The organism is uncultured Caldilinea sp., from assembly GCF_937128415.1.
In the GTDB taxonomy this organism is placed as follows: Bacteria; Chloroflexota; Anaerolineae; order Caldilineales; family Caldilineaceae; genus Caldilinea.
Window position 1 is genome coordinate 122,300 of the sequence record NZ_CAKZMJ010000026.1, and the last position, 23,453, is coordinate 145,752.

Annotated in this window: 28 protein-coding genes; 14 read left to right on the forward strand and 14 right to left on the reverse strand. The window is 61.6% G+C overall.

From position 1 onward, the window contains the following. Positions 1-79: 79 nt before the first annotated feature. Positions 80-1,789, forward strand: coding sequence for a CRTAC1 family protein (locus tag Q0367_RS03660; RefSeq protein ID WP_297631081.1), 1,710 nt, complete (start codon positions 80-82; stop codon positions 1,787-1,789). Between the two features lie 161 nt (positions 1,790-1,950). Here the strand turns inward: Q0367_RS03660 and Q0367_RS03665 are convergent, their stop codons facing one another. Genes Q0367_RS03665 through Q0367_RS03685 form a run of 5 tightly spaced genes read right to left on the reverse strand, consistent with a single transcriptional unit; the run spans position 1,951 to position 6,213 of the window. After that, positions 1,951-2,625 carry an amino acid ABC transporter permease gene (locus tag Q0367_RS03665; protein ID WP_297631078.1) on the reverse strand — a complete coding sequence of 225 codons (675 nt, stop codon included), beginning with the start codon at positions 2,623-2,625 and terminating at the stop codon, positions 1,951-1,953. 10 nt (positions 2,626-2,635) lie between these two features. Next, positions 2,636-3,400 carry an amino acid ABC transporter ATP-binding protein gene (locus Q0367_RS03670; RefSeq protein WP_297631075.1) on the reverse strand — a complete coding sequence of 255 codons (765 nt, stop codon included), beginning with the start codon at positions 3,398-3,400 and terminating at the stop codon, positions 2,636-2,638. Positions 3,401-3,409: 9 nt separating this feature from the next. Beyond that, positions 3,410-4,060 (reverse strand): amino acid ABC transporter permease, encoded by a 651-nt coding sequence (locus Q0367_RS03675; RefSeq protein WP_297631064.1) that lies wholly within the window; start codon positions 4,058-4,060, stop codon positions 3,410-3,412. Between the two features lie 9 nt (positions 4,061-4,069). Beyond that, complete coding sequence (locus Q0367_RS03680; protein WP_297631061.1) at positions 4,070-4,900, reverse strand: ABC transporter substrate-binding protein; 831 nt, start codon at positions 4,898-4,900, stop codon at positions 4,070-4,072. A 44-nt stretch (positions 4,901-4,944) separates the two neighbouring features. Then, the gene (locus tag Q0367_RS03685) at positions 4,945-6,213 is read right to left on the reverse strand and encodes an aspartate aminotransferase family protein (protein WP_298981015.1); all 1,269 of its coding nucleotides are present in this window, start codon (positions 6,211-6,213) and stop codon (positions 4,945-4,947) included. 217 nt (positions 6,214-6,430) lie between these two features. Between Q0367_RS03685 and Q0367_RS03690 the strand changes: the two genes are divergently transcribed. Beyond that, complete coding sequence (locus tag Q0367_RS03690; RefSeq protein ID WP_297631055.1) at positions 6,431-7,585, forward strand: PLP-dependent aminotransferase family protein; 1,155 nt, start codon at positions 6,431-6,433, stop codon at positions 7,583-7,585. A gap of 6 nt (positions 7,586-7,591) precedes the next feature. On the opposite strand, the gene lgt is transcribed toward Q0367_RS03690, so the two are convergent. Further along, complete coding sequence (gene lgt, locus Q0367_RS03695) at positions 7,592-8,539, reverse strand: prolipoprotein diacylglyceryl transferase (protein ID WP_297631052.1); 948 nt, start codon at positions 8,537-8,539, stop codon at positions 7,592-7,594. A 158-nt stretch (positions 8,540-8,697) separates the two neighbouring features. On the opposite strand from lgt, the gene Q0367_RS03700 reads away from it, so the two are divergent. Further along, on the forward strand, positions 8,698-9,186 hold the full coding sequence (locus Q0367_RS03700; RefSeq protein ID WP_297631047.1) for a hypothetical protein: 489 nt from the start codon (positions 8,698-8,700) through the stop codon (positions 9,184-9,186). 28 nt (positions 9,187-9,214) lie between these two features. Beyond that, positions 9,215-9,727, forward strand: coding sequence for a DinB family protein (locus tag Q0367_RS03705; RefSeq protein WP_297631044.1), 513 nt, complete (start codon positions 9,215-9,217; stop codon positions 9,725-9,727). 103 nt (positions 9,728-9,830) lie between these two features. On the opposite strand, the gene Q0367_RS03710 is transcribed toward Q0367_RS03705, so the two are convergent. The 3 genes from Q0367_RS03710 to Q0367_RS03720 form a co-directional block, all read right to left on the reverse strand. After that, a complete protein-coding gene (locus Q0367_RS03710; RefSeq protein WP_297631042.1) occupies positions 9,831-10,631 on the reverse strand; it encodes a metallophosphoesterase in 801 nt (266 codons plus the stop codon). A 158-nt stretch (positions 10,632-10,789) separates the two neighbouring features. Then, complete coding sequence (locus tag Q0367_RS03715; RefSeq protein ID WP_297631039.1) at positions 10,790-11,269, reverse strand: LysM peptidoglycan-binding domain-containing protein; 480 nt, start codon at positions 11,267-11,269, stop codon at positions 10,790-10,792. A 172-nt stretch (positions 11,270-11,441) separates the two neighbouring features. Next, positions 11,442-11,843, reverse strand: coding sequence for a cyclic nucleotide-binding/CBS domain-containing protein (locus tag Q0367_RS03720; RefSeq protein ID WP_297631036.1), 402 nt, complete (start codon positions 11,841-11,843; stop codon positions 11,442-11,444). 34 nt (positions 11,844-11,877) lie between these two features. Here Q0367_RS03720 and Q0367_RS03725 point away from each other — a divergent pair, with 34 nt between their 5' ends. Both Q0367_RS03725 and Q0367_RS03730 read left to right on the forward strand, forming a co-directional pair. Next, positions 11,878-12,072: a hypothetical protein gene (locus tag Q0367_RS03725; RefSeq protein WP_297631034.1), complete on the forward strand. Its 195-nt coding sequence runs from the start codon at positions 11,878-11,880 to the stop codon at positions 12,070-12,072. Between the two features lie 86 nt (positions 12,073-12,158). Then, complete coding sequence (locus tag Q0367_RS03730) at positions 12,159-13,130, forward strand: threonine/serine dehydratase (protein ID WP_297631030.1); 972 nt, start codon at positions 12,159-12,161, stop codon at positions 13,128-13,130. A 112-nt stretch (positions 13,131-13,242) separates the two neighbouring features. Here the strand turns inward: Q0367_RS03730 and Q0367_RS03735 are convergent, their stop codons facing one another. Genes Q0367_RS03735 through Q0367_RS03745 form a run of 3 tightly spaced genes read right to left on the reverse strand, consistent with a single transcriptional unit; the run spans position 13,243 to position 16,603 of the window. Further along, a complete protein-coding gene (locus tag Q0367_RS03735) occupies positions 13,243-14,331 on the reverse strand; it encodes a Gfo/Idh/MocA family protein (protein WP_297631029.1) in 1,089 nt (362 codons plus the stop codon). Positions 14,332-14,339: 8 nt separating this feature from the next. Beyond that, on the reverse strand, positions 14,340-14,990 hold the full coding sequence (locus Q0367_RS03740; protein ID WP_297631019.1) for a ThuA domain-containing protein: 651 nt from the start codon (positions 14,988-14,990) through the stop codon (positions 14,340-14,342). A gap of 56 nt (positions 14,991-15,046) precedes the next feature. Next, positions 15,047-16,603, reverse strand: coding sequence for an amidohydrolase family protein (locus tag Q0367_RS03745; protein WP_297631015.1), 1,557 nt, complete (start codon positions 16,601-16,603; stop codon positions 15,047-15,049). A gap of 218 nt (positions 16,604-16,821) precedes the next feature. Between Q0367_RS03745 and Q0367_RS03750 the strand changes: the two genes are divergently transcribed. The 5 genes from Q0367_RS03750 (at position 16,822) to Q0367_RS03770 (ending at position 19,939) form a co-directional block, all read left to right on the forward strand. Further along, positions 16,822-17,031 (forward strand): hypothetical protein, encoded by a 210-nt coding sequence (locus Q0367_RS03750; protein ID WP_297631012.1) that lies wholly within the window; start codon positions 16,822-16,824, stop codon positions 17,029-17,031. Positions 17,032-17,252: 221 nt separating this feature from the next. Beyond that, positions 17,253-18,398, forward strand: a complete 1,146-nt coding sequence (locus Q0367_RS03755) for a Xaa-Pro peptidase family protein (protein ID WP_297631009.1) — start codon at positions 17,253-17,255, stop codon at positions 18,396-18,398. Between the two features lie 63 nt (positions 18,399-18,461). Beyond that, positions 18,462-18,845: a RidA family protein gene (locus Q0367_RS03760; protein WP_297631007.1), complete on the forward strand. Its 384-nt coding sequence runs from the start codon at positions 18,462-18,464 to the stop codon at positions 18,843-18,845. 394 nt (positions 18,846-19,239) lie between these two features. Next, complete coding sequence (locus tag Q0367_RS03765; RefSeq protein ID WP_298981017.1) at positions 19,240-19,737, forward strand: DUF1269 domain-containing protein; 498 nt, start codon at positions 19,240-19,242, stop codon at positions 19,735-19,737. 16 nt (positions 19,738-19,753) lie between these two features. Beyond that, positions 19,754-19,939 carry a hypothetical protein gene (locus Q0367_RS03770; protein ID WP_298981018.1) on the forward strand — a complete coding sequence of 62 codons (186 nt, stop codon included), beginning with the start codon at positions 19,754-19,756 and terminating at the stop codon, positions 19,937-19,939. 27 nt (positions 19,940-19,966) lie between these two features. Here Q0367_RS03770 and Q0367_RS03775 read toward each other — a convergent pair whose 3' ends face one another. Both Q0367_RS03775 and mnmA read right to left on the reverse strand, forming a co-directional pair. Continuing rightward, complete coding sequence (locus Q0367_RS03775; RefSeq protein WP_298981019.1) at positions 19,967-20,338, reverse strand: hypothetical protein; 372 nt, start codon at positions 20,336-20,338, stop codon at positions 19,967-19,969. Between the two features lie 6 nt (positions 20,339-20,344). Next, positions 20,345-21,484 carry a tRNA 2-thiouridine(34) synthase MnmA gene (gene mnmA / locus Q0367_RS03780; protein WP_297630995.1) on the reverse strand — a complete coding sequence of 380 codons (1,140 nt, stop codon included), beginning with the start codon at positions 21,482-21,484 and terminating at the stop codon, positions 20,345-20,347. Positions 21,485-21,880: 396 nt separating this feature from the next. Between mnmA and Q0367_RS03785 the strand changes: the two genes are divergently transcribed. The 3 genes from Q0367_RS03785 to Q0367_RS03795 are packed head-to-tail and all read left to right on the forward strand — an operon-like array spanning position 21,881 to position 23,396. Next, a complete protein-coding gene (locus Q0367_RS03785) occupies positions 21,881-22,114 on the forward strand; it encodes a hypothetical protein (RefSeq protein WP_297630992.1) in 234 nt (77 codons plus the stop codon). Further along, the gene (locus Q0367_RS03790) at positions 22,111-22,887 is read left to right on the forward strand and encodes an ABC transporter ATP-binding protein (protein WP_297630989.1); all 777 of its coding nucleotides are present in this window, start codon (positions 22,111-22,113) and stop codon (positions 22,885-22,887) included. Before Q0367_RS03785 ends, Q0367_RS03790 begins: the two co-directional genes overlap by 4 nt. Then, a complete protein-coding gene (locus Q0367_RS03795) occupies positions 22,884-23,396 on the forward strand; it encodes a nucleoside-triphosphatase (RefSeq protein WP_297630986.1) in 513 nt (170 codons plus the stop codon). The genes Q0367_RS03790 and Q0367_RS03795 overlap by 4 nt, the downstream gene beginning before the upstream one ends. Positions 23,397-23,453 lie beyond the last annotated feature (57 nt).

A 23,453-nucleotide genomic window follows, 5' to 3' on the forward strand; every position in this document is an offset into this window, starting at 1 on the left:
CATGAAAACGAAACGTCCTGAAAGAAATTACCTTTCTGCGCCTCTGTGCGCATTCCACCCCTAATGATACAATAGCGCCATGAGTTTTGCGCCTCTCAAGCCATGTTCAGAAAATCGGCGCTTTCGCCGCCGGCGCAACGCTTTCCTGGCGTTTCTTGTTGTGGGATCGCTGTGGCTGGGAATTCCACCATCTCAGGCGACTTCGCAGGATTCGCTCCGCCCCGTTGCGCATCGCTTCATCTCGCTTGTTGAGCCGGAGGGCTGCACCGACCGTTTTATCACGCACACGCTCGACCACGTCACCGTAGTGGAGAGCGGCGTAGTGCAGATGTTCGAGGCCAACGGCGCCGGCCTTGCGGTGGGCGATCTCGATGGCGACGGCGATCTCGATCTCGTTTTCGGCAATCACGACGGCGACGACGCCATCTTCTGGAATGAGGGCGGGCTGCGCTTCCGCAAAGAGCCGTTCTCTGCAGGAAAAACGCGCGACGTCAAGATCGTGGATGTGAACGCAGACGGTTGGCCGGACATCGTCTTGACGCGCAACACCGGCGCGCTCAATTATTTCGAGAACGAGGGCGACGGCCGTTTCGCGCGTCGCGTGCTGCCGGGGGTCTCGGCGCCCGCCTACGTCGTCAACTGGGCGGACCTGGACGGCGACGGCGATCTCGACCTGGTCGCCGCCAGCTACGACGCCGGTCTGCTCACCGACCGCGGCAACGAATACATCGTCGGCGACGTCAGCCGCGGGGTCTTCTACTACGAAAATATCGGCGGGCGTTTCCGCATGACTGCGTTGGCGACCACCGCCCAGGCGCTGGCCATCCTCTTCCCAGACCTGGACGGCGACGGCAGACCGGACATTCTGGTCGGCAATGACTTCGACCTGCCCGATATGGCCTGGGTGCGCCATGACGCCGGCTGGCAAGAGGCGACGCACTTGCTCGTCTCGATGACGCACAGCACCATGAGCTACGACCAGGCCGACGTCGACAACGACGGCGTCTTCGAGATTTTCGCCGCCGACATGAAGCCCTATCCGGGCGAGGCGATGGCCGGCTGGACGCCGATGATGGAGGCCATGATGGTCGGCATGGTGCAGGCGCGCGTCGCCGCCGACCCGCAGATCATGGAGAATGTCTTGCTTGTGCGCGGCGCGGATGGCCGCTACTGGAATCACGCGCCGGATTGGGGCGTCGACGGCGCAGGTTGGGCGTGGTCCAGCAAATTCGGCGATCTCAACCTGGACGGCTACGTAGACCTCTACGTCGTCAACGGCATGATCGAAGAGCGGCTCTTCGCCCATCTGCCCGACCACGAGCTGGTGGAGGAAAACCAGGCCTTTCGCAATGAACAGGGGCTCCGCTTTGAACGCATGCCCGGCTGGAGGCTGGACTCGCTCAACAGCGGGCGCAGCATGGTGATGGCCGACCTCGACGGCGACGGCGATCTCGACATCGTCGTCAACAATCTGCGCGGGCCGGCGCGACTCTTTGAGAATCAACTCTGCCGCGGCGGCGCGCCGATGCTTATCGATCTGCGGCAGCCCGGCTCATCCAATCCTTTCGCCATCGGCGCATTGGTGCGGCTGGTCACGGATCAAGGGGAGATGATGCGCGATGTGCGCGTGGGCAGCGGCTACCTGAGCGGCGACGCGCCGCGTATCCATTTGGGCGTCCCGTCGGGCGCGCTCCCTCGCGCCCTGGAGATTCGTTGGCCGGACGGCGCCTATAGCCGCATTGACGCTCCGGCGGTGAACGCGTTGCACTTCATAGAGCGTTTGCCCTAGGTCGCGCCAGAGGCGTGACGAAGGAGGTCTGTCAGAAGCTGCGCTTGCTCAAATCATCCAAAATCTTGTGGTCTGCGGAGGATGTGCGGCTGAGAGCCGCACCTACGAGGATTGTCGGATGATTTTGTGAAAGACCATGAGGCGTGGGTGATGTGTCCATGTCAGTGCGTTTCGCCGGTCAAGCCGGGGATGTGGAGCTTACGCTCCAGTTGCCGCAGAAGCAGATAGGTTGCACCGACCAACACGATGTAAAAAACGGCGACGATCATGTAGATGGGGATCGGCGCAAAGTAGCGACTGGAGAGAATCTTCGCCTGCCCCATGAGGTCGGGCACGGCGATTAGAAAGACGACCGCTGTGTACTTGAGCATGGCGATCGCCTCGTTGGACCAGGCGGGCAGGACGAGGCGCAGCGCCTGCGGCAGAATGATGCTGCGCACGGCCAGCCATTTGCTCATGCCGATGGCGCGCGCGGCGGTCATTTGCCCTTCGCCTACGGACTGCAACGCTCCGCGCAGGTACTCGGCCTGGTAAGCGCCGCTGTTGAGGCCCAGCGTCAGAAAGGCCGCCTCCATGCGTCCTAACGTTAACCCCAGGTCCGGCAAGCCATAATAGACCAAGAAGAGCTGGATCAGCAGCGGCGTGCCTTGGAAAAGCGTGATATAGGCCGCCAACGCGCGCTGCAGCCAACGCGGCCCATAGACGCGCCCCACGCCCACCGGCAAACCGATCGCCATGCCGAGCAGCAGGGAAACTGCTGCAATCTGCAGCGTCACCCCCACGCCCTGCAACAGGGAGGGCAAGACGTTGTTCAACAGCTGCACAAACGCTTCCATCGTCGCTCCCTCAACGGCCGCCGCTGTCCATGTCGGCGATCTTGCGTAGAAAGACGCGCGTGCGTTCATGCACCGGCTGCTCGAACATCTGCGTCGGCGTTCCCTCCTCAACGACGACCCCGCCTTCCATGAAGACGACGCGGCTGGCCACCTGTCGGGCGAAGCCCATTTCGTGCGAAACGACGATCATCGTCATGCCTTCTCTGGCAAGCTGCTGCATCACCTCGAGCACCTCGCCCGTCAGCTCCGGGTCGAGCGCAGAGGTCGGCTCATCGAAGAGCATCATGTGCGGGTCCATGCCCAGCGCCCGCGCGATGGCGACGCGCTGCTTCTGCCCGCCCGACAGTTGCGCCGGATAGTGATGGGCTCGATCCACGAGCCCAACGCGCTCCAGCTCGAACATGGCGAGGTCGTGCGCTTCTTTCTTGGACATCTTGCGCACCTTCGTCAGCCCGATCATGACGTTGCCCAGCGCGGTCAGGTGATTGAAGAGGTTGAAGTCTTGAAAGACCATGCCGATGCGCTGGCGCACCTTGTCGGGATTGACGCCGGGCGCCGTGATTTCCTGCTCTTCCAGCCAGATGCGACCGGAGTCGGGCGGGCTGAGCAGGTTAATGCAACGCAGCAGCGTGCTCTTGCCGGAGCCGCTCGGCCCCACCAGGACGACGACCTCCTGGGGCTGCACTGTGAGCGAAATGCCGGTCAGCACACGCGTCTCGCCGAAGGATTTGTGGATGTTCTCGATGCGCAAAATAGGTGCCGTGGCTGTGGACAAGGGACGCTCCTACATTTGCAGCCGATAGCGGCGCTCGAACCATTGCAGAACTTGCGTAGTCACCAACGTCAGGATGAGATAGAGCAGCATGGCGACGCTGAAGGCCATAAACGGCTCCAGGGTGCGGGCGCTGACCTGTTGCGCGCGGCGTAAAATCTCCGGCACGCCGACGACGAAGACCAGCGTCGAATCCTTGAGCACCAGCGTCGCTTCGTTGCCCCAGGCCGGCAACGCCAACCGCACGGCCTGGGGCAGGATGATGCTTTGGATCGCCTGCAACTTGCTCATGCCGATGGCGCGGGCTGCAATCATCTGACCGGGCGGCACCGCCTGAAAGGCGCCGCGAAAGATTTCGCTCTGATACGCGCCCGAAGCAAAGCCCAACGCCAGCGACCCGGCCCAAAAAGGCGACAGGTTGACGAAGCGGGCGATCACAAAGAACAGGATGAAGATGATCACGACCACCGGCACGGCGCGGACGATGACGCTGTAGACCGCAGCCACGGCCTGAAGAAAGGAATTGCCGTAGACGCGCGCCATCGCCATCGCCACGCCGAAGACCAGTCCAACCGACAGCGCAACCAGCGTGACGCCGATCGTGACCCAGACGCCCTGCAAAATAAAGTTGAAGGTGGTGACTAGATTTTGAACAAAGTCCATCGCAGAGCCTTACGGCAGGCCGTTCGCCTCCTGAATGCGCTGGATCGTGCCGTCTTCGAGCATCTCCTGGATGATGCGATCCAGCTCCGCCTTGAGGTCGCTGGCGCCTTTGGGAATGGCGATGCTCTTGCCGCCTTCCGCGGTGGATTCGGTGATCAACAGAATTTTCAGGCCGGTCTGTTTCGCCAGCTCCATGGCCGGTTCGGCGTCCATCAACAGCAGCTCGATGCGTCCGTTGGCCACGTCGAGCGCAGCTTGATCGGCGCGCTCGTAGCTGAAAACCTTATCAGCAGGCGTCAGCCCGGTCGCCACCAGATTTTCCTGCACCCAGCGCTCCTGCACGGTGCCGGTCTGCACGCCGATGCTGTGGCCGGCCGCGTCTTCGGGCTTTTCCATCACCAACGTGGAATTCTGCGCCGCAGCGAAGGCGTCTTTGGTCATGCGATAGGGAATCGTGAAATCCACTTTTTCCTCTCGCTCGGCGGTGGCCTGCATGGCTGCAATCACAGCGTCGAGCTTGCCTTCCTGCAAGGCGGCGATCAAAGAGTCAAAGGGCATGTCCTGGATTTCAACTTCGACGCCCAAACGCTCGCCGATGGCGCGGATCAGGTCCATGTCGAAGCCGACAAAGTTGCCGTCGGCGTCGATCGACTCATAGGGGGGATAGTCCGCCGAGGTGCCGACGACGATCTTGCCTGCGGCTTTGATCTGCGCCAGTTTGCCGCTGCCCTCCGCCGGCGCAGCGCCGGGTTGTTGTGCAGCGGGCTGCACCGCCGTGCATGCGCTGAGCGCCAACAGCGCTGCAATCAACAGCATCGACATCACAATGTGCTTTTTCATACGACACTCCTCTTAAAATAATTCTGGTTTGTTCAAAAGAACGCTCACTTCCCAACGGAAGCCATCGCCTCGTTGAAGATAGCCAGCGCATCGTCGATTTGGTCGGCGGCGACGACCAGCGGCGGTATCCAACGGATCACGTTGCCGTAGGCGCCGCAGGTGAGCAGAAGCAGGTTGCGGCGCAGGCATTCCGCCTGGACACGCGTCGCCGTCTCGGCGGCGGGGCGTCCATCCGGGGCGGTGAATTCCACCCCCACCATCAGGCCGCGGCCGCGCACGTCGCCGATGACAGGATGCTCAGCCTGGATTTCGCGCAAGCCTTTGAGCAGCCGCGCGCCCTGTTGCGCTGCATTTTCGACCAGCCCTTCTTCCTGAATGACGTCGATGGTGGCAGCCGCCGCGGCGGCTGCGACGGCGTTGCCGCCGCCGTAGGTGCCGCCGTGCGTGCCTGGCTTCCAGCGCGCCATCAGCTCCGCCCGCGCGCCGATGGCGGAGATCGGCATGCCGCTGCCCAGCCCTTTGGCCATCACAAGGATGTCCGGCTCGACGCCTGCGTGTTCATACGCAAAGAACTTGCCGGTGCGCCCAAAGCCGCTCTGCACCTCGTCGATGATGAGCAGAATGCCATGTCGATCGCAGAGCGAACGTAGTTCACGCAGAAAAGCATTCGGCGCCGGCACATAGCCGCCCTCACCCAACACCGGCTCGATCACGATGGCGGCCGTCTCGTCCGGTGCGCTCTGGCTATGGAGCAGTTGGTCAAGCTGACGCAGGCAAAAGTGCGTCGTTTCTTCCTCACTCCAGCCATAATAATAACTGTAGGGGAAGGGTGTGACAAAGACGCCGCCGGGCAACGGTTGATAATCGTAGCGATAGATGGATTTGGAGGTGGTCATCGCCATCGCCTGATGCGTGCGGCCATGAAAACTGCCTTGCATCACGATCAGGTTGCGCCGTTTGGTCGCCATGCGCGCCAACTTGACCGACGCCTCCACCGCCTCGGCTCCGCTATTGGAGAAGAAGAACTGTTCAATCGAAGGCGGCGTCACTTCATCCAGCTTCTGCGCCAACCGCAGCGCCGCCGGCGTGATGACGATGTTCATCTGGCCAAAGATCAAGGCGCCCGCCTGCTCCTGAATCGCCTGCACCACGCGTGGATGGGCGTGGCCGGTGTTGGTGACGCCGATGCCGGAGGTGAAGTCCATGTAGCGAACGCCGTCTGCATCGTAGAGATAGACGCCTTCCCCGCGCACCGGCTGCACGTGGGTCAGGTGCGTCCAGACGGGCGATAAGAGATTGATTGGGTTGCGCATGGTTCGACTCCTGTGAACAGGGCGCTGTAGCCGGGTGTTTTCCGTAGTATAGCGCAAAATGTGCGCAGATTCTGATCAATTTGTGCGTCAGTTTGCGACTCGACGGCGTGTTCCAGAAAGTTCCAAGCTTCTTGTGAAAGAGAGGCGGGCTGGCTGCGCCGCTTCTATCCCTGTGACAACTGGCGCTCGGCGACGATCTGCGGCACAATAAGCGCCTATGAAAATGCAATTTCAAACCACCCAATCGCACGCCGATCCGGATGTCATTGACTTTGGCCTGGGTCATCCAGGAGACGAGCTGTTGCCGCGCGCCATCCTCCAGGAAGCGGCGGCGTTGCGCCTTGCGCAAACAGACGCTTCGCTGCTTCAGTATGGATGGGAGCAAGGCGACGGCTATTTCCGCCATGCATTGGCCAACTTTTTAAGCAGTCGCTACCACGTTCCGGTGGAGATGGAGCATCTCTTCGTCAGCGCAGGCGCCTCACAGGCGCTCGATCTCATTTGCACGCTCTACACGCAGCCGGGCGATGTAATTTTCGTCGAAGAGCCGACCTACTTTCTGGCGTTGCGCATCTTCGCCGACCATCGCCTGACCGTGGTTCCGGCGCCCACCGACGCCGACGGTCTCGACGTCGATGCGCTGGAAGAGGCGCTGCAACGTCACCGTCCTGTCCTGCTCTACACCATTCCGACGCATCAGAATCCGGCCGGTTTCACGCTGCCGTTGGAACGGCGTCAACGGTTGGTGGAGCTGGCGGAAGCGCACGATTTTTTGATCGTCGCCGATGAAGTCTATCATCTGCTGAGCTACGATGCAGCGCCCCCTCCGCCGCTGGCTTCCTTCGCCGCCACGGGCCGGGTGTTGGGGCTTGGCTCGTTCTCCAAAATTCTGGCGCCGGGGCTGCGTCTTGGCTGGATTCAGGCTGCGCCTCAGCACATGCACCGCCTCTCGACCTCCGGCCTGCTCGACAGCGGCGGCGGCCTCAACCCCTTCACCTCCGGCCTGGTGCGCGTGGTTCTGGAGCAAGGCTGGCAGGATGCATATCTGAATCACCTGCACGAGGTCTACCGCCAGCGCATCGATGCATTGGACAGCGCCCTGCAGGAACATTTCGAGGGCGTTGTAGACTATGCGAGGCCGACGGGCGGCTACTTTTTTTGGCTGCGCCTGCCGGAGACGGTCGATGCAGAGAATCTGCTGCGCGCAGCGCTGGCTCACAAAGTTGGTTTTCGGCCTGGGGTGCGCTTCTCCGGCTGCGGCGACCTGCGCAACTGTTTGCGCATCAGCTTCGCCTATTACGCGCCCGAGCTGTTGCAGGAAGGCGTGCTCAGGCTGAAACGCTCCCTGGAGAGCGCCTATCCAGAACTTTGAACTTGCTTATGCTGTGGCCGCTTTGCCGGCGACAGGCTCCACCGGCCCTTGCATATAGGCCATCGAGCCGGCGCGATCTGCGCGCCAGTCCCACCCCCAATGGCGCACGATGAGGCCGATGACGCTGACCGTGATGCTGATGAGCGCAATCCACTGCGCCGTCGGCAGCGTGCCCATCACCCAGGCGTCCGGGCGGAACATCTCCACCCAGAACCGACCGAGCGGGTAGGCGATGAAGTAGAGCAGAATTCCGTCGCCCTTGCGGAAGCGCTCGCCATAGCGGCGGAACAGAAAAGTCAACAGGGCGAAGGCGAAGAGATTCCACAGCGCTTCATAGAAAAAGGTGGGATGAAAGCCGTTGCTGGCGTACCAGTCGAGCGACTGCTGGTCAAAGGGTTGCAGGTGGCCGGTGCCGCAGGGCTGCACGGAGAGCGGGCGGTTCGGCGGGTCTTGGCAGGGGAATTCCGGATTGATGTGAAAGGCCCAGGGGAGATTGGTAGGCGGGCCATAGAGCTCCTGGTTGACCCAGTTCCCCAGGCGACCGATCGCCTGGGCGAGCAGGACGTTTGGGGCAATGAAATCAAGCCACATCACAAGATCGAGTTTTTTGCGCCACGCGTAAATCGCAATTCCCAGAAGGCCGCCGATCAGGCCGCCGTAGATGCCCAGGCCGCGGAACCCACCGCTCCAGAAGTTAAAAATATCCTGTGGGTTTTGCATATAATAGCTGAAGCCGACGCCGTTGGCGGGCGAGCTGAAGACGTGGTAAAGCCGGGCGCCGATGATGCCAAGGATCAGCGCCCAGGCCAGCATGTTCCAGATATGGTCGGAATCCAAACCGGCTCTGGCGGCGGTGCGGCCGGAAATCCAGGCTGCCAACACGGCGCCGCCGACGATAAAGACGCCATACCAGTGCAAAGAAAAAGGGCCCCATTGAAAGATGACCGGGTTCATACATGCGCTCTTTTCTATGTCATGTTTTTCACATCGGCGCCATGTCTTGACGGCGTCGCCAACAATGAAAATCCCACCGAACTCACACCATTCGGGCTTAAAAGGCCGCTCCAAGGTGCCTAGTATAGTCTGCATCGAAAGAAAATGCAAAAGCCTTTATGCTATGGCTGCTTCTTGCAGCCGCCGGCGCATTGACGGCGTGCACTCGCGCCCCGGCTCCGCTTCCCGCCGTTGTAGACGCTCATCTTCCGCCGCCATCGATGCAAGAACAGTTGCTGTCGTCGGTTATAATGGCTGCAGAGGGCGGCGCCATCGAAGAGATCGCGGCGTCGCTGATCCTGGCGGAGCGCAATGCCGCCCGGGCGCGCGACCTGGCGACGCTGGCGCAGCTGTGGGCGGACGACGCGCGCATCATCGACCGCCGAGGATCCGACGATCCCGCCGCCGCCTACATCTGGCAGGGGCGAGACGCTATCCTGGATCGCTATCTGCTGGCCGTCTTTCCATCGCCGCCGCCTCCCTTGCCGGAGCCGCTCGAACCGGTGGTGGATGTGGATGGCGATGTGGCGACGGCGACGCTCGGCAACGACCGCTGGCAATTTGTTTTGCGCGAGGGGCGTTGGTGGCTGAAAGAGCTATCCTATTGAACCCGGCGCTCGGCGAAAGGACTTCCTGATGAACGTTTCCGACCTCATGACGCTTTACGACTACAACTACTGGGCCAATCGCAGAATTCTGGAGGCGGCCGCGCAATTGTCTCCTGAAGAATTGGTGGCGCCGCAGAATCTGAGCTGGGGGAGCATCCGTGATGTTCTGGTGCACATGATGGGCGCAGAGTGGCTTTGGCGCATCCGCTGTCAGGAGCATCGTTCGCCCAGCGCCATGTTGGACCCTCGAGAATTTCCTACGGTGGAATCCATCGCAGCGCGCTGGGCCGAAGAGGAAAACGCCATGCGCGCCTATCTGGCTTCGCTGACGGAGGATGACCTTTCGCAACCGCTGGCCTACGTCACGACAGCCGGTCGTCCGTTTTCGAGCACGCTCTGGCATATTCTGGTGCACGTGGTCAACCACGGCACGCAGCATCGCGCCGAGATCGCCCAGGTGTTGACGCAGCTTGGCCATTCTCCCGGCGACCTGGACATGATCTTGTACGACCGGGAGATGGCGGATAGCGAAGGGGCATGAAGCGCGTCGCCTATGAGGCCGTCGACGCCTTTCTCGCTGCGACGGAGTCTGAGCTGCTTCTGAGGAAGTGAAACATGGACTGCTGCTCGGGCTGGCGCGAGGGTTAATCAAAACTGAGAATGACGGTTTCTGGCAATCCGTCACAGACGCCGATGACGCGATGGTCGATCTCCCGATAGGCGCCGGCGATGCAATAGCGGCCGCTGCGATGAAGATGGCCGCTCACCACGTGGGTGACCTTGGCTGAGGAGCGCACCATTTCGCCCAGCGCCAGGTTGCCCATGTAGGCGCGCAGAAGGCTCAGCCGTTCACATTCCGGATGCGAAGGAATCGCTTCGTCGAAAATCGGCATGTGCGTGACCACCAGGATGCGACGGATGGAAGGGTTCGCCTCCAGGTCGGCCAGGCGGCGCTCGAAGCTGCGCGCCAGATAGCGCGCCATGGCGCGATCGCTCCAGGGCCAGTCGATGTAATCGGCGTCGTGGTTCACCAGGGTCTTGAGCAGCGGATAGGCTGCGTCTGGCAGAGCGAGCGTCGGCTCGCTGGTCGAATAGTCATACCAGCCCATGGTGCCGCAGACGCCCAGATCGCCGAGCTGCACCGTCTCTTCTTCCAGCCACAGAAAACCGGCGTCTTGAATCACCGCCGGCAGAACCGATTCCCACAAGGTGCGGCTGTCGTGCTCGCTGCAATAGAGGTCGTGGTTGCCCGTCACCAACAGCTTGAGACAACTCAACGGCTCGAATAGCTCCAACGCACGTCGAAAGAGTCGCAATGGATGGCCGAGATCGCCGGCCAGAATCAGACAATCTGGACATTGGCCTGCGATACGTTCGGCGAAAGCAAGATATCGACGTCTATGGGCGGGGCGATAGTGCAGGTCGGCAGTGATGACGATGCGCATGATTCAGTCCACGTTGACAGGGATGCGACGCACTCGCCGATGGCAACGGCGCATGCACATGATTCAGGCAACCCTCTTCCAGGGAGCGCCAACGCTTCCTGGAAGAGGGTTGCGGCGGGGGTTGGGACGCTCTTTGCTTCTTGCGGACGAGACGCGCTCTAGTAGATGCGCAGCACCTGACCCGCCCGGATGTAATTCGGGTTGGGAATGCCGTTCAAGTAAACCAACGCACGCACGGTGGTGCCGCAGCGCCGCGCGATGCTGCTAAGGGTGTCTCCCAATTTCACCGTGTAATATTGACCGCAAAAAGCAGGCGGGGGCGGCGCCGGCGGGTGGTATGTGCTGGGAATGCACAGCACCTGCCCCACATAAATCAAGCTGGGATTGCGGATGCCGTTCACCTGAGCGATGTGCCAGACGCTCACCCCGTAGATGCGCGAGATGCGCGTCAGGTTTTCGCCGGGGCGGACGTAATGATACGCCACGCATCCTCCGCTCGCCGTCACGGCGGCGGGCGCACTTTCCTGTGGAGCGGCGCGTGCAATAGCCGGCGTCAACGCCGCAGCCAGCACAATCGCCAACGCCAACAGCAGCGATCCAGCCCGCACGCCAGACGATAGTACGCTGCGCCTTGTCATTTCACTGCTCCTTCCTTGCATCGAGATGCAAACCTTGTCTTCTCTCACGACGCTACGGGTTTCACCATGTTCGGGGTTTTTTGTCTCTATCGATCAAGACGAAAGGGCTGGGCCAGAGTAACGGTCAGTTCCCTTGAATGGAAAATCCTTGCGCCCAATGGCGGATGCTCGATCAAGAATGACAGCGCGCCATATGGTAGACGATATCCGCCGCCGACAGGACGCCTCGCGGCTTGAGTCGGCCATCCACCGCCTCGACGGCGACCACGCGATGGATGTGGCGGTTGAGCAGGAGTTCCATCACCTTCAGCAAGGAGTCGTTCAGAAAGACGGTGGCGACGTCGGGGTTCATATAGGCCTGCACCGGCTGTTGCTCCCAGTCCATCCGTTCGTAGCAGGCGCGCACAAGGTCGGTGCGCGTGATGACGCCGATCAGATACCCCTCTTCGTCGACGACGACCAGCGCGCTGATGTTGTGCTCCTGCATGGTGCAGGCGGCGGCCAGCAACTTTTGATGCGGCCCGCACGTGATGACGCCGTAGCGCTTCGCCTCGAGCACCGTCATGTCTCTCATGAAGGGCGCCTCCGCATTATGAAAAATCCAAATTGTGAAAAATCCAACAAGCCGGCTGCTTTCTATTGTACTGCATTTCGAGGCGATTCACAACTCGCTTTCTGTGCGCCGCCCCTTTCTGGTTGGCCTTGCCTTTGAACCGGCGTCTGCTCGTCTGATGCTCACCGGACTGATGGCGCCCCCTGCAGCGATGCGACGGCGTCTCTCGCTGCGCCTCTGCATGACTTGACAAATCCGCCGTTCGCCGTGATCCTCTGCAATGTCTCAACTTCAAGAGAATGACCCAAAAATCATCCATCCATTCCGAGAACCAATATGATTCAAGCGCAAATGTCGCCTACTTTTCGAGATGTGCTTCACGCGCGCAGAGTGATCGCCGCGCATCTGCCGCCGACGCCGCTGCATCACTATCCTCAACTGGACGCTTTGCTGAACGCCACGGTGTACGTCAAGCACGAGAACTACCAGCCGATCGGGGCGTTCAAGGTGCGCGGCGGGATCAACTTCATGGCGCATTTGACGGCGGAAGAGCGACGACGCGGCGTAGTGACGGCCTCCACCGGCAATCATGGTCAGTCCATCGCCTATGCAGCGCAGCTTTTCGGCGTGCGCGCCGTCATCGTCGTGCCGGAAGGCGCCAATCCTGTCAAGGTCAACGCCATGCGCGCCTACGGCGCCGAGGTGGTTTTTCATGGCGCCGATTTCGAGGCGAGCAAACGCCATTGTCTGACGCTGGAACAGGAGCAGGGATTGCGGTTCATCTCCTCTGGGGACGAGCCGCTGCTGATCGCCGGCGTCGCCACCCATACGCTGGAAATTCTCGAAAGCCAGCCCGATGTGGAGATGATTTTCGTCCCCGTGGGTGGAGGAAGCGGCTGCGCCGGCGCATGTCTGGTGGCGAAGACGCTCAACCCGCAGATTCAGGTCATCGGCGTCGGGGCGGCGGGAGCGCCGGCGGCGTTTCTCACCTGGCAGGCGCGCAACGAACGCACGGCGCCGATCGCCACGCGCGCCGCCGGCTTAGCCACGGGCGCGCCGTTTCTGATGCCGCAGGCCATCTTGTGGGAGCATCTCGATGATTTTGTGCTCGTCGAAGACGCCGAAATGTTCCAGGCCATGCGCGTCTATCTGGAAAAGGCGAAGACGCTGGCCGAACCGGCGGGCGCAGCGCCTCTGGCGGCCGCGCTGAGGCTTCGAGATCAGGTTGTGGGCAAGCGCATTGCCCTGATTTTGAGCGGCGGCAACGCCTCGATGGAGGAGCTGGCGTCCTGTCTGGGATTGGGATAGAGACGCGAAAAGGGACGTGGTGCGTGTTGCGTGAGAGTGCACTCCGCTCCATATTGCGTGAGAGTGCACTCCGCTCCATACGCAACACACACCACGCACCACGCCCCACGGATTACGCAACATTCAACGGCTCAGGCCGTTCGCATGTGCTCTCCAGCACGATGTGGCGCCCTTCGTCCGAAGCTTCGTGAATGGCGTGCATGATGTCCAGCACGTGGTAGGCCAGCTCGCCGCTGGCGCGGTGCGGTCGCCCTGTGCGCATTCCCTCCGCCATGTCGGCCAACCCCAATCCGCGGCTGTTCTCTGTGTACGGTCGCGTCACCGGAATTTCTTTCCAGGCGTCGTCGCCGGCGAGGCGCACGCGCACCGGCCCGCCGAAGGTGTTGGGATCGGGCGCAGCCAGCGTGCCTTTTGTTCCGTAGATTTCAATCCAGGGCAGGTTGGAGGCCTGCACGTCGAAGGTGGTGATGATCGTTCCGATCGGGCCGGCGGCGAAGTCGAGCAGCCCGGCGACGTGCGTGGGCGTCTCCACCTCGATGACCTCGCCGTAGCGTGGCTGGCTGGTGATGATGCGCTGCGGCCGCGTGATGCGCGTGGCGCCGGTGACGCGACGCACCGGCCCCAGCAGGCTCACCAGGGCGGTGAGGTAATAGGGCCCCATGTCGAACATCGGGCCGCCGCCTTTCTGATAATAAAAGACCGGGTTGGGATGCCAGTGCTCGTGACCGCGACTCATCATGAACGCCGTAGCCGCCACCGGTTCACCGATGACGCCGGCGTCGATCAGCTCGCGACAGGTCTGCAGCCCGCCGCCGAGGAAGGTGTCCGGTGCACCGCCGACGCGCAGCCCCTTCTGCGCCGCCAATGCCAACATGCGGCGTCCCTCCTCGCGCGTGAGGGCCAGCGGCTTTTCGTTGTAGACTGATTTGCCCGCCTCGAGAGCGGCGATGGCGATTGCGCCGTGCGCCTGCGGCACGGTCAAATTCAACACGATCTCGATTTGGGGGTCGGCCAACAAAGCTTCGACGGAGAGCACGCATGGCACCTGATATTGCTCGGCCAGCGCCTGAGCGGCCTCTGGCCGCAGATCGGCGCAGGCGACCACCCGCACGATGGGAAGGGTTTTCAACATGCGCATGTAGGCGCCGCTGATGTTGCCACAGCCGATGACGCCTACGGAGACAGGTTGAACCTCGCTCATAAAACGCCTCAAAATTCTTTAGCGGCCCACAACAGACCGCGGCGGACAATCTCTCTGGCCTCCGGCACGTCGAAGTCGGCTGCGACGTGCCCCACCGACGCGTAAAAAACCCGACCGGCGCCCCAACGGCGTTTCCAGACCACCGGCATCACCACGCCTTCGATCCAGGGACAATATTCGCCGCTGAAGGTCGTCGTCGCCAACACCTCGTTGGAGGGATCGACGTGCATGTAATACTGCTCGGAGTGCATCTGAAAATCGGACAGACCCGCCGTGATCGGATCTTCGTGGTTGATGATGTTGACCGTGTAATCAATGATGTTGCCGGGATGGGCCACCCACTGGCCACCCACCATGAACTGGTAGTTGGGATTGTTGCGGAAGGCGTCCGCCATGCCGCCGTGCCAGCCGGCGAAGCCTACGCCGCTTTCGATGGCGTCGAGCAGCCCCTTCTCCTGTTCCGGCGTGATCGTGCTCATCGTGTAGACCTGCGTGATGACGTTGTAGCTGCGCAGCCGTTCCACGTCGGTGTAAATATCGAGCGAATTGACGATGTCCACGCTGAAGCCGGCCGCCTCCATCAACGGCGCAAAAATTTGCACGCACTGCAGCGGCTCATGGCCTTCCCAGCCGCCCCAGACCATCAAAGAACGTTTCATCTTCTTTTGCGTCCTTTCCTGTTGTTCCTAAAAAATAATCGCTTCATCCAAGCGCCCTATTCGGCGCCAAATCGCAGATAACGTCCCGGCAGCGCGCTGCTCACCGGCTTGCCGTGCATCACGATCGGTGCGCCGTTGACGATCACATGCTCGACGCCGGTCGCCGGCTGGTGCGGGTCGTCGAAGGTGGCGTTGTCGGCGATCGTCTCCGGATCGAAGACCACAAGATCGGCGTAGGCGCCTCTGCGGATCACGCCGCGATTCTTCAGTTTGAAACGGGCCGCGGCAAAGCCGCTCAATTTGTAAACGGCCTCCTCCAGGGAGAAGAGCCGCTTGCGCCGGACGTAATGGCCGAGCACTCGCGCGGCGGAGCCGTACTGCCGCGGGTGAATCTTGCCCTCGGCGAAAAAGATGCCGTCGCTTCCCACCATGGAGCAGGGGTGGGCGAGAAATTCCGCTTCCAACCCGCGCTCCTCGCTGTGAAAGACCAGCAACACGGCCATGCTCTCCTCGATCAAGAGGTCGCACAGCGCGTCCGCAGGGCGACGTTTCGTTCGTCGCGCGTACTGCTCCAGCGTCATGCCGGCAAGCTGGCGATTCTGGCGCCCCGGCATCCAGGCGAAGGTGATCGACGAGAGGTCGAGCGTGTCCAGTCGGCGCTGAAAGCGGTCCCGTAGGGTTGGATCGGTCAGCCGGGCAAAGGCGCCGAACACTCCGTCGCGCCAGATTTCTTGAGGCAGCAGATACTGCAGCATCGTGGAGGAGCTCAGGTATGGGTAGCAGTCGAAGGTGAAATCGACCTCGTTGACGGCGACCAGGTCGATGTAATCGATCAGCGCCTCCACTTCCTCCTCATTCCGCCCTTTGAGATGGGAGATATGCACGGGCACGCCGGCGCGGCGACCGATTTCCACCGCCTCTTTGACCCCTTCGAGCGTGCCGAGCGCATAGCGCACATGGGTGACGTAGACGCCCTGCGCTGCGCGCATCCCCTGACACGCCGCAACTAGCTCGTCCGTCGAGGCGAAGCATTGCTCTACATAGTCCAGGCCGGTGGAGAGGCCGCACGCGCCCTCCGCCATGCCCTGGCGCACCAGATTCTGCAGATCGACCCGCTGATAGTCGTTCGGGCGCTGCTCGCCTGGGTCCATCGCCAGCGTGCGCACGTTGGCGTATGGGATGAAGGTTGCAACATTTTGCGCCGTCTTGCCGTCCAGCAAGCTCATGAAATCCCCGATGCTCTCCCAGCCCGTATACTGCTCGAAGCGCAGACCGTTCAGGGAGCGCAAATAGTGAATCCAGCCATGCACAGTTCGCCGATTGACCGGCGCATACGAAATCCCATCGAGCATCAAAAACTCTGTGGTGAACCCCTGCAGGGTCTTAGAGATAAGATGCGGCTGCGACAACAGAATGGCGTCGGAGTGGGTGTGCACGTCGATGAAGCCGGGCGCCACCACCCTGTCGCTTGCATCGATGACAACCTGCGCCTCCGCATCGCCCAGTTGGCCGATGGCGGCGATGCGATCGTGCACGATGCCGATATCGGCTTCGTACCGCGGCCGATTTTGTCCGTCTACGATCGTTCCATTGCGGATAAGCAGCTCAAACATCTCTGGGCCTTGGTTGAACTGGTTTCAGCGAACTCCCTTGTTTCTATTGTAGCCTTCCCCTATGGAAAACCCAGAATTCCTTTCACAAGAAGAGTGAAGAGGGAAAGAAAAGTGAAGAGGGGATTTGACGATTCGCTGACGAATTTTGAGTACAATGAGCAACAAATCCACATGACAGATCAAGGCGCGGATCAGAACATGGGAAGGTGAAAAAGCGCATGACAGGCCAATCGGGACCGATCGCACACTGTGTCTTTGTCATTCGAGCCTGGCGGGTCAACGCCGAAGCGCCATGGGAGTTTGTAGTGCACCGCAGCGGAAGCGAGGAGATAGAATACGCCCCGGATGTTTCAGAACTGACGGCGGCGATTCATCGCCAGCTTGCCAAGCAGCCTTCTGCAACAGCGAAGCTCCCAGTCGCCGCCTGATCGACAACGATGTCGGACGCGGCCGGGAACGCCGTCCCGCTCTGGCGCCAGCCCAGGGCGGGACCTTCCCCTGTGCATCAGAGGCGCTTTGTCGTTTGAAACGAATCCACCCCGAAATCACTCCTGAAAATCCCCCTGCCTCCACCCCGTTCGTTGCGATGTCCACCCGTTTGGTATACTGAAGATGTTCATGTCTTGATCCATCCTTGAAAGGAAGCGCCATGCACGAACAACAGCGTCAGCGCGCCGGCGAGTTACTGCACGAGAAAGGAATCGACGCCGCCCTCTTCGCCAGCCCCGCCAGCGTGACCTGGCTCACCGGCTTTGCCCCGCCGATCCAGACCGGTCCGCATCCTTTCGCCGCCGCGCCGCCGCTCGTCTGGTGGGATGGTGAGCGCTTCACTCTGATCGTCGTCGACGGACTGGCGGGGGCGGCGGCGTCCTTCGCCGCGGAGCCGGACGGCGACGTCCTTGCGTACCGGGGCTATACGATCGAGGCGCCCATCGACAGTGCGACGCATTTGAGTGCAGCGCTGCGTAACCTCTGGGAGGGGCGCAGCGTGACGAGAACCTTTCGGCGAATCGGTCTGGAGAGCTGGGCGGCCCCGGCGGCGCTGCGCGATGCGCTGTCCGACGGTCCTTTCGCCGCTGTCCAGTGGATTCCGATTGACGGCTGGCTGGCGCCTCTGCGCATGGTCAAAACCGAGGAGGAAGTGCAAAAACTGCGAGAGAACTTCCGACTGACGGACATCGGCCATGTGGCGGCCCGCAACGCCGTGAGGGCGGGCGCTCGCGAGATCGACGTCTGGTTGGCGGCTCGGCAGGCGGTGGAGGCGGCGGCCGGCTGTCGCGTGCCGATGGGGAACGATTGCGTCGTCGGCTATCGCGCCGAGAACATCGGCGGATGGCCATTGGACCATGCGTTGCGCCCTGGAGACTCCATCATCGTCGATCTGAGCACGATTCGCTATGGCTACTGGAGCGACAGTTGCGCCACCTACGTCGCCGGCGCGCCCACGCCGCGCCAGCAAGCCATCCATGAGGTGGTCGGCGAGGCGCTGGCGTTCGGCGCCAGCCTGCTGCGGCCTGGCGCCGTCGCCGGAGAAATCGATCGGCAATTGCGGCGCTTCATCGCCGACGCCGGTTATCCCGTCTATCCGCACCACTCCGGCCATGGCGTCGGCGTCACCGGCCATGAAGCCCCGCGCATCGTTCCATACAGCCAGGAAATTTTAGCGCCGGGGATGGTGATTTTGTTGGAGCCGGGCATCTATTTTCCGGGAGAAACCGGCGTGCGGCTGGAGGACGCTTTTCTGATCACCGAAGAAGGCGCTATTCAACTGACAACGCACGAAAAGCGGCTATAAGCTTCGGTGCAATCTATCTCCTTTACAGAGAACTTTGCAAGACGACAAAAAAAGGAGCTCATCATGCGTGAAGTGATTTTCTCGGAGAAGGCAGTCATCCCCTCCGCTCCCTATTCACAGGCGATCGTCGCCAGCGGACGTATGCTTTACGTTTCCGGCCAGGGTTCGTTCGACCCCGTCACGAACACTTTCCAGCCCGGGACGTTTCGCGAGCAGGCCGAACGCACCTTCCGCAACATCGAGCTGATCCTCGAGGCGGCCGGCGCAAGCTGGCGGAACGTCGTAAAGGTAAACGTCTATCTCGCCAATGTGCTTGATTTCGCCGAGCTGAACGAGGTGTATCGGCAATTTGTGCCGGAACCCTATCCTGCGCGCACCACCGTGCAGAGCGGCTTGATCGGGCAGATGCTGATCGAAGTCGACTGCATCGCAGTGCTGCCGGATTGAATGTTGACGCGGCGTTAAACACACCATAACGTTGCAACCATCGACCGTTAACGTCTCCCGTCTATCCTGCATAACGAAATCTTCGACGAAGCGCTGTACACCTTCGTCCTATCGGAGAGCTGCCCACATGCGAAGATTGTGGGAGTTCACAGCTCGCCGATCCATACACCACAAGGAGGAGAAGGCCGCCGACATGCGAAGGTTGTCGGTGTGCGTTCTCTCCTCGCTATTTGTGGGATGGTCACCGGCGACCAAATTTTTTTCGCTTGACAGTTCATCTCCCCACAGGCAGAATATTCAACGAACGCAGCGCAGAGAATCTCTTCCCTTGCCGAAAACCTGAAATATTCAACAATGTTCTTATTCTTTTTCTTTACAGAAGGGAATGGTGGACATGTCTCATCTAATTGTATTGGCGTTCGATGGCGCAGACGAAGCAGCGAAGGTGCGCGAGGCAATTCGTCAACAACAAAAGCAGGGGCTGGTTGCGCTCGACGACGCCGCTATCGTCAGTCGGGATGCGGAAGGCAGAGTTCATGTCAGGAATGAAGTGAGTCGCGCCACCATGATCGGCACAGGCGTGGGCGCCTTGCTGGGGTTGTTGCTCGGCAATTTCTTTTTCCCGCTGACAAGCATGGCGCTCGGCGCGCTCGGCGGCGCGGGGGTCGGCGCTCTGACCGGGTTGGGTGTGGACGGCGGATTCGTCAAAGCAGTCAAAGACAGCCTGAAGCCCGACTCCTCGGCCCTCTTCTTGATCGTGCGCGACGCCGACGAAAGTGCGGCGCTGGCGTTGTTGCGCAATTATCACGGTCGCGTCCTACAGACCACGCTGGACAGCGAGACCGAGGAGAATTTGCGTCGCGCATTGGGCGACGTCGACGAAGGGCGCTAGGCAGCCCCTCTGCCCAGTGGACGTTCGCAGAATCCTCAACCTGTTTGTCGACCCTTCTTCGGATGGAGTGAACAGCGTCGGATTTTTGCTCTTCGGCGCCTCCGGCGGTCTTTCGCCGGCTGCGCGGCTGGGAGCCGCACCTACGCCCACTGCCGTCTATTTGCTCAATTCACTCTATCGATGGTCAGGTTCAACTGGGTGACTTCTCAAGAAATCGATGCATTGCGACCTATGCAGAGGGAGGCGTCTGGGAGGAAGGTGTTGACTCGGACGAGGTGAAAGCGGATGCTGCGGCGGCGCCGCGAGGAGGCGTCGCCTTGCGTGCAGAGCCATTTCCCACGAGCGCCTGCATCGCACGCCGGTAACCCGCCATCTTGCTGCTCGTCTGGATCACCGGCGCAACGACATTTTCACTCATAAACTGGGCTGTGCCGCGCACCGTGGCGATCGTTTCCTTGGTGTCGGCGATCATGGGCTTCAGCTCCTGCTGCACCAGCCGGGTCAGCCGCCAGATCTGCCAGATGAGAATGCCGAGCAAGACCCAGACGACGATGCTGGTCAACGCCAGGAAGATGATCAACAGATCGCGTACGGCGCCCATCACGCTTCACTCCTTGATTTCTGTCTTCATCGGCTCCTCCGCGCGGGCAATAACGCCGCCCCCCAGGCAGAGGTCTCCGTCGTAGAACACTGCGCCCTGACCTGGCGCGATGTCGCGCAGCGGCGCGTCGAAACGCACTTCCACCTGATCCGCCCCGATCGGGAAGAGGGTGCACTCCACTGCCTTCGCCTTGTAGCGGATCTTGCACTGCACTCGCGCGCCGGCCGGCGGCGCTTCGTCCAGCGTCCAGTTGACGCGCTCGGCGATCAGCCGGTCTCGCCCCAATTCTGCCGCCGTGCCGACCACCAGCGCATTGTTGCGATAGTCCAACTCGAGCACAAAAAGCGGCTCCGCAGCGCCGGCGATGCCCAATCCCTTGCGCTGGCCGATGGTGTACCCCGGCAGGCCGTTGTGCTGACCGTACACCCTGCCGCGACGATCCACGATCGGCCCGGGGCGCATCGCCTCCGCCGCCCAGGTGCGCAGGAAACGACGATAGTCGTCGTCGAAGATGAAGCAAAGGTCCATCGAGTCGTGCTTGGAGGCGGTCGGCAGCCCGCGCTCGGCGGCCATGCGGCGCACTTCCGACTTGGGATACTCTCCGACCGGGAAGAGCACGTCGTGAAGCTCGTCCTGGCCGAGCACGCTGAGGACGTAGCTCTGATCCTTCGCCTCGTCCACGCCTTTGAGCAGGTGCACCTTGCCATCTTCGGCGTAGCGCAGCCGGGCGTAGTGACCGGTCGCCAGATAATCGGCGCCCAGCCGCCGCGCGTAGTTGAGCAGATAGTCGAAGCGGATGTGGCGGTTGCATTCGAGACAAGGGTTGGGCGTGATCCCGCGGCTGTAGCCGTCGATGAAAAAGTCCACCACCTTCTCTTTGAACGGCCGCTCGACGTTGATCAAATAAAACGGGATGCCCAGCTCGTCGGCCACGCGGCGCGCGTCATGGACGCTCTCCAGGCTGCAGCATTTATTGGTGGAGCCCTCCCCCACGCCGACCTCCGCCCAGAGGCGCATCATGACGCCGATGCAGTTGTAGCCACGCTCGACCAACAGCGCCGCCGCCACGGATGAATCCACGCCGCCCGACATGGCGACGACGACGGTGGTCTCGGCGGGCGCCCTGACATGCTTTGTCCGCTTCATGTCTTTTATTGTACATGAGATGGACTTTTTCGCAGAGTAATGGCATGGCGAAAAGCGCCATTCGAAAAGTCCAAGGTTTCTGGGGACAAAAGCCGTGGATAGACCACGGGACAGGAATTGGTTTCTGTCGTGGGCCAGGGAGGAAACTCCCTGACCTCCTCATCTTTGGAAAGAAGAAAATATATGGATTCGTCTCAACGTTTTACCGTTTCGCGCGTCCTTCTTTTGTTGATGGCGCTGCTCTTGCCCCTCAGCGCCTGCACGCCTGTCCAACCCTCTGCATCGCCTCCATCTTCCGAAGCGCCCCCGCCACCGAGCCGATCGTCGTGACCGGCGCCTCAGGGCGCACTGTGACGCTGCTGCGTCCGCCGGAACGCGTCGTCTTGACCGATCGCGGTGTCGGCGCTCTTTTCGGCGGGCGTGGGGCTGTTGAAATACGTGGCCGACCCGCTCACACGACTTCCGGAGATCACCTTCTGGCTGCTGGGAAGCCTGGCCAGCATCACCTGCGACAATCTGGCGCGCACGCTGCTGCCGGGTGAAATTCCGCTGGGCATTTTTACATCGCTCTTCGGCGCCGTAGCCTTCCTTGGCCTGATGACTTTGCAACAATATCGCACCAAATCATGAGCAACGTTTTGCTGTCGTTTCGTCACGTCTGGTTTGGCTACCGCCGGGACAGGCCTCCCGTGCTCAAAGACGTCACTTTTGACCTGAAAGCCGGCCGCATTCTGGCGATCGTCGGGCCGAACGGCGCCGGCAAGACGACATTGCTTTCGCTCGCCCTGGGGTGGCAGCGGGCCTGGCGAGGCGAAATCGAGCTGGCGGGCCGCCCTTTGGAGAAATACAGCCGTGCGGAGCGAGGACGCTGGTTGGCGCTCACACCGCAGAGCGAACACACACCCTTCGACTACACCGTGCTGGAGTATGTGCTCATGGGCCGCGCGCCCCATCTCCCGCCTCTGGGCATGCCGACGGCGGCGGACTATGCCATCGCGCTGCGCGCGGTCGAGCAGGTCGGGCTTGCCGCGCTTGCAGAGCGTCCTGTGCCGCAGCTCAGCGGCGGCGAACAACAGCGGATGCTGTTGGCGCGCGCCATTGCGCAACAGCCGAAGCTGCTGTTACTGGACGAGCCGACCGCCCATCTCGACCTGCACAACAAGGCGCAGCTGATCCGCATCATGCGCGATCTGCGCAGCCAGGGATGCACGCTGCTGATGACCAATCACGAACCGGAGGTGGTGCTGGCCGTCGCCAACGACGTCTTGCTGATGGAGGCTGGCCAGCCGCCGCAGTTCGGCCCGCTTGAAAGCGTCTTCACCGAAGCGGCGTTGAGCCGCATCCACCGTCTCCCGATCCGTCTGGTGCAGGTAGACGGACGTCTCCAGGTGTTGTGGACATGAAACGGCGTGGGCGCATCTTTCTGGTCGCCGGCGCGATTGGCGCCGGCAAGACGACTTACTGCCGTCGACGCGTTGAAGAGATGCAGCGCAGCGGAGCAGACGTCGCCGGCGTGTTGTCGCCTGCGCGCTTTGAAGCGGGCGTAAAGACCGGCATCGACGTCGTCGACCTACGCAGCGGCGAACGGCGCCCTCTTGCCCATCTGCGCACAGTCGAAGAGATGGGGCCAGGCGAGGGCGTCTACACTCGACGTTGGCGCTTTGAGCCGGAGGCGCTGGCGTGGGCGAACCAGGCGCTTGCAGCCGCAACGCCGTGCGATCTGCTCGTCGTCGATGAGTTGGGTCCGCTGGAGATGGAACAAGGCCGTGGATGGACGGCAGGGCTTGCCGCCGTGGAGACGCGCGCTTACGACGAGGCGTTGGTGGTGGTGCGCGCCGACCTTCTGGGGCTTGCACTGGCGCGCTGGCCAGAGGCTGAAACGCACTGGATCGAACCTGCTCAACCTGGATGAAATGAATAGACAAACAGTTTCTACCTCGCACAGCCGAGCCGCAAAGGCATAGCTCCG

Bases quoted from the DNA above. Each gene is read 5' to 3' on its own strand.
- Q0367_RS03660 (WP_297631081.1), top strand. From the start codon at position 80: ATGAGTTTTGCGCCTCTCAAGCCATGTTCAGAAAATCGGCGCTTTCGC.
- Q0367_RS03665 (WP_297631078.1), bottom strand. From the start codon at position 2,625: ATGGAAGCGTTTGTGCAGCTGTTGAACAACGTCTTGCCCTCCCTGTTG.
- Q0367_RS03675 (WP_297631064.1), bottom strand. From the start codon at position 4,060: ATGGACTTTGTTCAAAATCTAGTCACCACCTTCAACTTTATTTTGCAG.
- Q0367_RS03680 (WP_297631061.1), bottom strand. From the start codon at position 4,900: ATGAAAAAGCACATTGTGATGTCGATGCTGTTGATTGCAGCGCTGTTG.
- Q0367_RS03685 (WP_298981015.1), bottom strand. From the start codon at position 6,213: ATGCGCAACCCAATCAATCTCTTATCGCCCGTCTGGACGCACCTGACC.
- Q0367_RS03690 (WP_297631055.1), top strand. From the start codon at position 6,431: ATGAAAATGCAATTTCAAACCACCCAATCGCACGCCGATCCGGATGTC.
- lgt (WP_297631052.1), bottom strand. From the start codon at position 8,539: ATGAACCCGGTCATCTTTCAATGGGGCCCTTTTTCTTTGCACTGGTAT.
- Q0367_RS03700 (WP_297631047.1), top strand. From the start codon at position 8,698: ATGCTATGGCTGCTTCTTGCAGCCGCCGGCGCATTGACGGCGTGCACT.
- Q0367_RS03705 (WP_297631044.1), top strand. From the start codon at position 9,215: ATGAACGTTTCCGACCTCATGACGCTTTACGACTACAACTACTGGGCC.
- Q0367_RS03710 (WP_297631042.1), bottom strand. From the start codon at position 10,631: ATGCGCATCGTCATCACTGCCGACCTGCACTATCGCCCCGCCCATAGA.
- Q0367_RS03715 (WP_297631039.1), bottom strand. From the start codon at position 11,269: ATGACAAGGCGCAGCGTACTATCGTCTGGCGTGCGGGCTGGATCGCTG.
- Q0367_RS03720 (WP_297631036.1), bottom strand. From the start codon at position 11,843: ATGAGAGACATGACGGTGCTCGAGGCGAAGCGCTACGGCGTCATCACG.
- Q0367_RS03730 (WP_297631030.1), top strand. From the start codon at position 12,159: ATGATTCAAGCGCAAATGTCGCCTACTTTTCGAGATGTGCTTCACGCG.
- Q0367_RS03735 (WP_297631029.1), bottom strand. From the start codon at position 14,331: ATGAGCGAGGTTCAACCTGTCTCCGTAGGCGTCATCGGCTGTGGCAAC.
- Q0367_RS03740 (WP_297631019.1), bottom strand. From the start codon at position 14,990: ATGAAACGTTCTTTGATGGTCTGGGGCGGCTGGGAAGGCCATGAGCCG.
- Q0367_RS03745 (WP_297631015.1), bottom strand. From the start codon at position 16,603: ATGTTTGAGCTGCTTATCCGCAATGGAACGATCGTAGACGGACAAAAT.
- Q0367_RS03750 (WP_297631012.1), top strand. From the start codon at position 16,822: ATGACAGGCCAATCGGGACCGATCGCACACTGTGTCTTTGTCATTCGA.
- Q0367_RS03755 (WP_297631009.1), top strand. From the start codon at position 17,253: ATGCACGAACAACAGCGTCAGCGCGCCGGCGAGTTACTGCACGAGAAA.
- Q0367_RS03760 (WP_297631007.1), top strand. From the start codon at position 18,462: ATGCGTGAAGTGATTTTCTCGGAGAAGGCAGTCATCCCCTCCGCTCCC.
- Q0367_RS03765 (WP_298981017.1), top strand. From the start codon at position 19,240: ATGTCTCATCTAATTGTATTGGCGTTCGATGGCGCAGACGAAGCAGCG.
- Q0367_RS03775 (WP_298981019.1), bottom strand. From the start codon at position 20,338: ATGGGCGCCGTACGCGATCTGTTGATCATCTTCCTGGCGTTGACCAGC.
- mnmA (WP_297630995.1), bottom strand. From the start codon at position 21,484: ATGAAGCGGACAAAGCATGTCAGGGCGCCCGCCGAGACCACCGTCGTC.
- Q0367_RS03790 (WP_297630989.1), top strand. From the start codon at position 22,111: ATGAGCAACGTTTTGCTGTCGTTTCGTCACGTCTGGTTTGGCTACCGC.
- Q0367_RS03795 (WP_297630986.1), top strand. From the start codon at position 22,884: ATGAAACGGCGTGGGCGCATCTTTCTGGTCGCCGGCGCGATTGGCGCC.